This is a genomic window from Amnimonas aquatica (assembly GCF_002943415.1).
Taxonomy (GTDB): Bacteria; Pseudomonadota; Gammaproteobacteria; order Pseudomonadales; family Moraxellaceae; genus Perlucidibaca; species Perlucidibaca aquatica_A.
The window spans coordinates 1-6845 of record NZ_PTQZ01000087.1 but is presented as its reverse complement, the minus strand read 5'-3'; the positions used below and the strand labels follow the sequence as shown (position 1 = coordinate 6845).

At 70.6% G+C, this 6845-nt stretch carries 5 protein-coding genes and 1 pseudogene; all 6 read right to left on the bottom strand.

The genetic code is table 11. The features are described from left to right. Positions 1 to 47 precede the first annotated feature (47 nt). Positions 48 to 1496 (bottom strand): anthranilate synthase component I family protein, encoded by a 1449-nt coding sequence (locus C5O18_RS04970; RefSeq protein WP_105191992.1) that lies wholly within the window; start codon positions 1494 to 1496, stop codon positions 48 to 50. Positions 1497 to 1592: 96 nt separating this feature from the next. Continuing rightward, positions 1593 to 2834 carry a ribosomal protein uL16 3-hydroxylase gene (locus tag C5O18_RS04965; protein ID WP_105191990.1) on the bottom strand — a complete coding sequence of 414 codons (1242 nt, stop codon included), beginning with the start codon at positions 2832 to 2834 and terminating at the stop codon, positions 1593 to 1595. A gap of 98 nt (positions 2835 to 2932) precedes the next feature. Continuing rightward, positions 2933 to 4297 (bottom strand): adenylosuccinate lyase, encoded by a 1365-nt coding sequence (purB, locus tag C5O18_RS04960; RefSeq protein WP_105191987.1) that lies wholly within the window; start codon positions 4295 to 4297, stop codon positions 2933 to 2935. Between the two features lie 116 nt (positions 4298 to 4413). Then, entirely contained in the window at positions 4414 to 5046 is a 633-nt protein-coding gene (locus C5O18_RS04955; RefSeq protein WP_105191985.1) for a lysogenization protein HflD, read from the bottom strand. Further along, positions 5043 to 6203, bottom strand: a complete 1161-nt coding sequence (gene mnmA, locus C5O18_RS04950) for a tRNA 2-thiouridine(34) synthase MnmA (protein WP_105191983.1) — start codon at positions 6201 to 6203, stop codon at positions 5043 to 5045. The genes C5O18_RS04955 and mnmA overlap by 4 nt, the downstream gene beginning before the upstream one ends. A gap of 219 nt (positions 6204 to 6422) precedes the next feature. Beyond that, positions 6423 to 6759, bottom strand: a pseudogene (locus C5O18_RS10850) (pseudouridine synthase); the annotation flags it as partial. Between the last annotated feature and the right edge of the window lie 86 nt (positions 6760 to 6845).

Genomic DNA, 6845 nt, shown 5'->3' with positions numbered 1-6845 from the left:
GACATCCGGCGGGGTTGGCGCGGTCCGGACCCCGGTGCTCATGCCCTTCAGCCGGCCTGGAAGTCTTCCAGCAGCGCCATCAGGCCGCCCATCTTGCTCCAGCATTCCTGCAGCTCGTCTTCCCAGCGCGAGTCCAGGGTGATGCCGCCGCCGGCCCAGGTGCGCAGCACGCCGTCACGCGAGACCAGGGTGCGGATGGTGATGCTGCTGTCGAGCCGGCCCAGGGCATCCCAGAGCACCACGCTGCCGCAGTAGATGCCGCGCGGTGTCGGTTCCAGGGTCTCGATGATCTCCATGGTGCGCTTCTTGGGCGCGCCGGTGATGGAGCCGCCGGGGAAGGCATCGCGCAGCATGTCGGGCAGCGGGCTCTGCGCCGGCAGGTCGGCGACGATGGTGCTGACCAGGTGATGCACCTGGCCGAAGCTTTCCAGTGCGCACAGTCCGGTGACCCGCACGCTGCCGGTGAGCGCGTGCTTGCCCAGGTCGTTGCGCAGCAGGTCGGTGATCATGATGTTCTCGGCGCGGTCCTTGGCGCTGGCCAGCAGCGCGGCGGCCTCGGCGGCATCCCGGACAGGGTCTTCGGCGCGCCGCCGGGTGCCCTTGATCGGCTTGGTGGTGATGCGCTGGTGCCCGTCGGGCTGGCGCTCGGCGGCGAGGAACTGTTCCGGCGACAGGCTGATCAGCTCGCCCCAGGGCAGGCCCCAGTAGCAGGCGTAGGGGGCGCGCGCGGCGGCGCGCAGGGCCGGGTAGACCGACCACACGCGGCCGCTGTGGCGGGCTTCCCAGGCCTGGGTGTAGTTGACCTGGTAGCAGTCGCCGGCGCGGATCAGGTCGTGAATGTGCCCGATGTCGCGGGCGTAGCGCTCGCGACCAGTGAGCGCGCGAAAGGGCTCGACGATGCCGAAGCGGTCGCGCGCGGTCGTCCGGGCGGCGTGGTCCGTGCCAGTCGTCGGGGTGTCCGTGGCGGCTCCGGCGACGCTCGTGCGGGACAGGGCATCGGCCCAGGCCTGCACCCGGGCCAGGTGCTCCGGCGCCATGTCGTCCTGCCAGACCAGCCAGCTCGCGCGCTGCGCGTGATCGGTGCACAGCGCCCATTCGTAGTAGGCCAGCGTGGCCAGCGGCCAGTCGTCGTGGCGGCGCGCGGGCAGGCCGTGCTCGCTGTCGGCGGCGTAGCCGATGCAGCCGAGCACGCCGCCGTGGAACGGCAGCGCGGGCAGGCCGGCGGCGGGCGTGATCTGCTTGAGCTGCTGCATGGCCTGCAGCATGGCGAAGGCATCGGGAGGCGTACCGTCGGCGGTGGCGTCGCTCAGCGCGATGCCGCTGCCGTGCCACTGTCGCGCCGGCGACTGCCAGGCGGTGGCGAGCGGGTCGGCGCTGAGCACATCCCAGCGCCCGGCATCCTGGCTGTCGAGCAGGACCGGCCAGGCCCGGCCCTGGAGACCGGCGAAGGCGGCCACGGGCGAGGCCTGGTAGGGAAGGGCGCGATGGCTGATCATCGGGACATTGTCACATGAATGGCGCGGGCATGGCGCTGCGGCGGATTGCGACGGCCTGCCTGCCCGGGCGTGATCCCCGGGCCGGCAGGCCGCGGTTCAGTCGTCTGCCTGCGTGTCCAGCTGCGCCAGTCCGTCGACCGGCAGCCAGTGACCCAGCTCGAGCTGTTCGCACAGCCACTCCAGCACGGCTTCGGGGGCATCGGCGAGCAGTGCTGCCGGCAGGCGGCGGCCGTTCACCAGCCGCGACATCCAGGGCAGGACTTCCTCGGGGACATCGCAGGCGGCGCCGTTGATCCACAGCGCGCCTTCCTGCCTGCCCTCCTGCGCGGCCGCTCGCGGCGGCAGCCAGAGCAGGCGCGAGGCCGGGTCGCGCAACAGGTCGCCGCCGTCGGCGAGGAAGTCGCGCAGGTCGTCGGGCTCGACCGGTTCGCCCTCGGGTTCGTAATCGCCGTACTTGGGTTCGCTCAGCGAAGGCGCCAGGGCATCGAGCAGCTGGTCGCCCTGCAGCAGGGCGAGGACCTGGGCGCGCAGGCGGTCGAGATCGGCATCGGCGATGCCGGCCGGCGCCGCGGACGGGGCGCGGCCGGCATCCTGATAGGGCAGGCGGCCGGCGCCGCTTTCCAGCGCGGCATCGACCCAGTGTTCCAGCAGGTGCGACAGCGCCGGGGCGCGGAAGCCGACCGAGTAGGTCAGGCACTCGCTCGCGGCCACGCCGTTGTGCGCCAGGCCGGGCGGCACGTAGAGCAGGTCGCCGGGGCCCAGCACCTCGTCGAAGCGCACCGGCATGTCGGCCAGCAGCTTGAGCTTCGCGTGCGGATGGCGCGGCGTGCTGTCATCGCAGGGGTCGCCTAGCTGCCAGCGGCGCTCGCCCGGACCCTGGATCAGGAACACGTCGTACTGGTCGAAGTGCGGACCCACCGAGCCGCCGGGCACGGCGTAGGACACCATGACATCGTCGATGCGCCAGGCCGGAATGAAGCTGAAGTGGTCGAGCAGGTCGGCCAGCGGCGGCAGGTAGTGGTCCACGGCCTGCACCAGCGCGGTCCAGCCGGTCTTCGGCAGCTTGCGCCAGGTGGTCTCGTGGAAAGGACCGTCGCGCAGCTCCCACGGCTCCTTGCCGTTCTCGATGATGAGCCGGCTCTCGGCGCCTTCGGTCTCCGCCAGCTCCAGCAGCTCGGCCGGCTCCAGCAGTGCCTCCAGGGCGGGGAAGGCGTTGCGTACCAGAAGCGGCTTTTTCTGCCAGTAGTCGCGCAGGAACTCGCTCGGGCGCAGGCCGCCCAGCCAGGGCAGGGGCTCGTCGGCGAGGCAGCGGTCAACGACACCGGGCGTGATCAGCATGGCGGGTTCCTCGGGCCGGGTTCGGGCCCTGTCTGTTGCGTGGTCGGTCTTGCGCGATCAGTCTCGCGGCGCCGCGCGGGGCGCCGCCGGCCGCCGCGTCAGACGCGGCGGGCCTGGGCGATGGCGTTGCCGATGTAGCCGCCCGGCGTCAGCTCGCGCAGCTCGGCCTTCGCCGCTTCCGGCATGTCCAGGGTGTCGATGAACGCGCGCAGGCTGTCGCGGTCGATGCCCTTGCCGCGCGTCAGCGCCTTCAGCTTCTCGTACGGCTTCTCGATGCCGTAGCGGCGCATCACCGTCTGCACGGCTTCGCCCAGCACTTCCCAGGAGGCGTCGAGGTCTTCGGCCAGGCGCTGCGGGTTCACTTCCAGCTTGCCGATGCCCTTGAGCGCAGCATCGTAGGCGATGGCGCTGTGCGCCAGGCCGACGCCGAGGTTGCGCAGCACGGTGGAGTCGGTGAGGTCGCGCTGCCAGCGCGACACCGGCAGCTTCTCGGCGAGGTGGCCGAGGATGGCGTTGGCGAGGCCGAGGTTGCCTTCCGAGTTCTCGAAGTCGATCGGGTTGACCTTGTGCGGCATGGTCGAGGAGCCGACTTCGCCTTCCTTCAGCTTCTGCTTGAAGTAGCCCAGCGAGATATAGCCCCAGACATCGCGGTCGAAGTCGATGAGGATGGTGTTGAAGCGGCGCACGGCGTCGAAGTACTCGGCGATGTAGTCGTGCGGCTCGATCTGCGTGGTGTACGGGTTCCAGGCCAGGCCCAGCGAGGTCACGAAGGCCTCGGCGTTGGCCTGCCAGTCGACTTCCGGATAGGTCGTCAGGTGGGCGTTGTAGTTGCCCACGGCGCCGTTGATCTTGCCCAGCAGCGGCACCGCGGCGAGCTGCGCGACCTGGCGCTGCAGGCGGTAGGCGACGTTGGCCATTTCCTTGCCCAGCGTGGTCGGCGAGGCGGTCTGGCCGTGCGTGCGCGACAGCATCGGCAGCTCGGCGTGCTGGTGCGCCAGCGCGCGGATGGCATCGGTCACGGCCTGCATCTGCGCCAGCGCGATGTCGCGGCCGGCTTTCAGCATGAGGCCGTGCGACAGGTTGTTGATGTCTTCCGAAGTGCAGGCGAAGTGGATGAATTCGCTGACCGCGTTCAGTTCCGGCAGGGCGGCGACGCGGTCCTTGAGGAAGTATTCGACCGCCTTCACGTCATGGTTGGTGGTGCGCTCGGTGGTCTTGATCCACTCCGCGTCGGCTTCCGAGAAGTCCGCCACCAGCCGGTCCAGGAAGGCTGTTGCTTCGGCGCTGAACGCCGGCACTTCGCTCACGCCGGGCAGGGCGGCCAAGCGCTGCAGCCAGCGCACTTCGACTTCGACACGGGCGCGGATCAGGCCGAACTCGCTGAACACGGGGCGCAGCGCGTCCACCTTGCCGGCGTAGCGGCCATCGACGGGAGAAAGGGCGGTCAGGGTCGAAAGCGCCATGTCGGGCTCCTGGTCAGTCTCGGAAAATGAGCGGGTGCCGGCCACCCGGTGGGTGGCTGGCGAAAGTCTGTCTAAAATGGCTGGATGCAGCCGGTGGCGGATACCGGGCGCGAAGTTTACACCGATTTGGCGATCGCGCGGATTTCCTGCAGGATCTGGCCGCGCGTGAACACCAGGTGCCAGCGCCGGCCGCCGAGGCGGTGCCAGAGCCAGGCCGCGCGCACGCCGGCCAGCAGCACCGCGCGGATGCGCTCGGCCATGCCCGGTGCCTGCAGCTGTTGCGCGTTGCCCCGGATCTGCACGCGGAAACGCAGTGTGCCCAGGCTGTCGACATAGGCCGAGCCGAGCAGCGCGGACAGCTCGGACTGGCTCATGTTCGGCTTCAGCGCGCGCTGGCGCTGCACCGAGTCGAGGCGCTGGCGCAGCAGCTCCTGCACCTCCGGATTGCGCTGGAACTGGCGCTCGACCTGGAGGATGGCCAGCGCCAGGCGGATGATCTCGCCGGCGTGCTCCAGGCCGCGTCCCTGCTCCATGAAGCAGCCTTCCAGCCAGGTCAGCCCGCGCGTCAGCCCCTGCGCATCCGGATAGATGTCGCCGGCCGTGTCGGTGTCCATGACCAGCACCGAGCGCAGCAGGAAGGCCTCCGCCTCGGCGTCGGCCTGGCCGCGCCTGGCCAGCTCGTTGGCCAGGCCGGCGGCCTGGAACACGGCGGCCAGCGCCAGGGTCTTGTCGCGATGCAGGGAACTCATGCCTTGAATGTCTCCTCGATGACGCCGCCGCCGAGGCAGACCTCATCCTGATAGAAAACCACCGACTGGCCGGGGGTGACGGCGCGCTGCAGCTGTTCGAACACCACCCGGTACGCGCCGTCGGCGTCGCGGCTCACGCTGCAGGCCTGGTCGGGCTGGCGGTAGCGGGTCTTGGCGGTGCAGGCCAGCGGCAGCGCAGGCGGCTCGCCGGCGACCCAGTCGATGTGGCGCGCGATCAGGCCGCGGCTGAGCATCAGCGGATGCTCGTGGCCCTGGCCGACCACCAGCACATTGCGCTCGAGGTCCTTGGCGACCACATACCAGGCCGCCTCGGCGGCGTCCTTCTGGCCGCCGATGCCGATGCCCTGGCGCTGGCCCAGCGTGTAGTACATCAGGCCTTCGTGGTGCCCGATGACCTTGCCGCCGTCGGTCTCGATCAGCCCCGGCCGTGCCGGCAGGTACTGCTTCAGGAAGTCGCGGAAGCGCCGCTCGCCGATGAAGCAGATGCCGGTCGAGTCCTTCTTGGCTGCGGTGGCCAGGCCGAGCTCGCCGGCGATGCGCCGCACCTCGGGCTTTTCCATGTCTCCGACCGGGAACAGCGTGCGCGCGATCTGGCTGCCGGCGACGGCGTGCAGGAAGTAGCTCTGGTCCTTGTTCGCGTCGAGCCCGCGCAGCAGCGGTGCCACGCCGGCGGCATCGGCCTCGCCGCGGCGGGTGTAGTGGCCGGTGGCGATGTAGTCCGCGCCCAGCGTCAGGGCATAGTCCAGGAAGGCGCGGAACTTGATCTCCTTGTTGCACAGGATGTCCGGGTTCGGCGTGCGTCCGGCCTGGTACTCGTGCAGGAAGTGCTCGAACACGCGGTCCCAGTATTCGGCGGCGAAGTTGGCCTTGTGCAGGTGGATGCCGAGCCGGTCGCAGACCGCCTGGGCATCGGCCAGGTCTTCGCGCGCGGTGCAGTATTCGGTGCCGTCGTCCTCTTCCCAGTTCTTCATGAACAGGCCTTCGACCTGCCAGCCCTGGCGCAGCAGCAGTGCCGCCGACACCGACGAGTCGACGCCGCCGGACATGCCGACGATGACCTTTCGGCCGGTGGCCTGCGCGCGGGCGGCGGGCGGGGAGGCCGGCTGGGCGGCGGGGAGGTCCGGCGGGGCGCTCATGGGCTGGGTGACGACCTGTTGCGATGGGCGGATGACAAGCCGGCAATGCTAGCAAGGAATGCCGGGCATGACACGGCCGTGCCGCCGTCCGGCATCGGCTCAGCGATCGGGGTGGCGCCTGCGCCGGCCATCCTGGCGGGGCTCGCCCAGCGTGCGCACGGCCTCGTCCGCGGCGACCAGGCGGCTTTCGCCGGCGGCCAGGTCGTCCAGCGTCCACGGGCCGATGCCGACGCGCACCAGCCGCAGCGTCGGCAGCCCGACCGCGGCGGTCATGCGCCGCACCTGGCGGTTGCGGCCCTCGTCGAGCACGATCTCCAGCCAGTCGGTGGGAATGCTGGCGCGGTAGCGTACCGGCGGCTCGCGCGGCGGGAACACGGNCGTCGCTGAGCGCCACGCCGGCAAGCAGCCGCGCCAGCGCCTCGTCGGTCACCATACCTTCAACCTGCACATGGTAGGTCTTGCGCAGCCGGAAGCGCGGATCGGCGACGCGCGCCTGCCAGGGACCGTGGTTGGTCAGCAGCAGCAGGCCTTCGGAGTCGTGGTCGAGGCGCCCGGCCGGATACAGGGCGTGGCGCAGGCCCGGCGGGGCGTCATCGGGCAGGGCGAGGACGTCGGCCAGCGTCGCCTTGTCATCCGAAGGGC

Bases quoted from the DNA above. Each gene is read 5' to 3' on its own strand.
- purB (WP_105191987.1), bottom strand. From the start codon at position 4,297: ATGGCGCTTTCGACCCTGACCGCCCTTTCTCCCGTCGATGGCCGCTAC.
- C5O18_RS04965 (WP_105191990.1), bottom strand. From the start codon at position 2,834: ATGCTGATCACGCCCGGTGTCGTTGACCGCTGCCTCGCCGACGAGCCC.
- C5O18_RS04955 (WP_105191985.1), bottom strand. From the start codon at position 5,046: ATGAGTTCCCTGCATCGCGACAAGACCCTGGCGCTGGCCGCCGTGTTC.
- C5O18_RS04970 (WP_105191992.1), bottom strand. From the start codon at position 1,496: ATGATCAGCCATCGCGCCCTTCCCTACCAGGCCTCGCCCGTGGCCGCC.
- mnmA (WP_105191983.1), bottom strand. From the start codon at position 6,203: ATGAGCGCCCCGCCGGACCTCCCCGCCGCCCAGCCGGCCTCCCCGCCC.